Origin of the sequence: Synechococcus sp. H55.9 (assembly GCF_047462355.1) — a bacterium.
GTDB lineage: Bacteria > Cyanobacteriota > Cyanobacteriia > Thermostichales > Thermostichaceae > Thermostichus.
Map to the genome: position 1 here is coordinate 1 of NZ_JANSJB010000185.1, position 1300 is coordinate 1300.

Annotated in this window: 1 protein-coding gene and 1 pseudogene; both read right to left on the reverse strand. The window is 59.1% G+C overall.

Going from position 1 to position 1300, the window contains the following annotated elements:
* Positions 1–55: 55 nt before the first annotated feature.
* The gene (locus NW857_RS12980) at positions 56–505 is read right to left on the reverse strand and encodes a hypothetical protein (protein WP_414369203.1); all 450 of its coding nucleotides are present in this window, start codon (positions 503–505) and stop codon (positions 56–58) included.
* Between the two features lie 93 nt (positions 506–598).
* Positions 599–976, reverse strand: a pseudogene (locus tag NW857_RS12985) (choice-of-anchor Q domain-containing protein); the annotation flags it as partial.
* Positions 977–1300 lie beyond the last annotated feature (324 nt).

Genomic DNA, 1300 nt, shown 5'->3' on the forward strand with positions numbered 1-1300 from the left:
TGCAAGAGAAGAGAATGCAAAGGTCAAACGGCCAGGAACCGGCTGCATCCCCCTCCTACCTGGGAACGACGGCCTCAAAGCGGATGGCCCCGGCAGTGCCAGATCCCCCCACATTGACCACCACCACTCCGTTGGAGTTGGTGATGCCGCCGCAGGTCGGCGGCACCGCTTGTCCCGGTGGGATGAAAGCTCCCCCATCCCCATCAACCGCATCGCTCAGAGCCACTGGAGAGCCACCTGCCGGTGTCAAGGACAAGCTGCCTGCCACATAGCCAAGACCAGGGACGAGGGGATCGCACACCGTCAGCGTCGAGCTGGGCGAATCCAGCAGGAAGTAGATGGCAAACTGCACCCGCGCTCCCGGACGTACCGGCTGGTTGACGGCACCTTGCAGGAAGGTTGCTGCCCCGCCCGGCCAAGGGATCCCTGGGTTGTCGTTGGGATCTGTGGGCTCGTCGAAGAACTCACGGATGGGAAGGCCGTTGACGGCACTGATCCGCTTCACCAGCCGGATCCCTTCGCCTGGGGAAGGTGACGGACTAGGCGTCGGTGTTGGGGTTGGTGTGGGCGTCGGTGTCGGTGGATTCTGCTGCTCGTAAGCTCCCGCATCACAGCCGATCCCAGCAGGCCGAGGGAAGCCCGAACCTCGCTGATCTTGGTTCACAGGGTTGCCATTTAGGTCAGTACACTGTCCTGATGGAACGGCATCGATTGCTGCACTGGGCACTTGGAGCGCGTGAGTTTGAGTCGATCCACCATTATTGGTTAGCGGCCCCAGGTTCAATACTGCTGGCGTTACCGACGTGAATCCTGAGCCGCAGCTTGTATCTGTGGCAAAGTTCACCCCGCTAGCTGTGAGGGAGCCAGAACAGTTGTTCCCACTTGTACTTATCGCTACGATTGAGTGCCTGATATTGGCTGTGGCGTTGTTGAAAATACCGCCACCAGAGGAAGCTGAGTTCGAGGCAACCGTCACAAAGCTCAGCTTAACGGTACCGAGGTTATGGATCCCGCCTCCCTTTTGTCCAGCACTGTTGCCTGAGAGTGTGCTGTTGGTGAGGCTAACTGTGCTGCTGCTGGAGACGTAAAGGCCGCCGCCTGCCCAGGGAGTATTGTTGAACGAGATCTCAGTTGCAGTGATGGTGGCTGTGCCGCCGCTGTCGTTGTAAAGGCCGCCCCCATTTTGACCAGCGTTATTGCTGGAGATCCCTGTGACATCGATGGTGAGGGTGCCTTTGTTGTAAAGACCACCCCCATCTTGACCAACGCCATTGGTGGAGATTCCGGCACTGGTGATGGT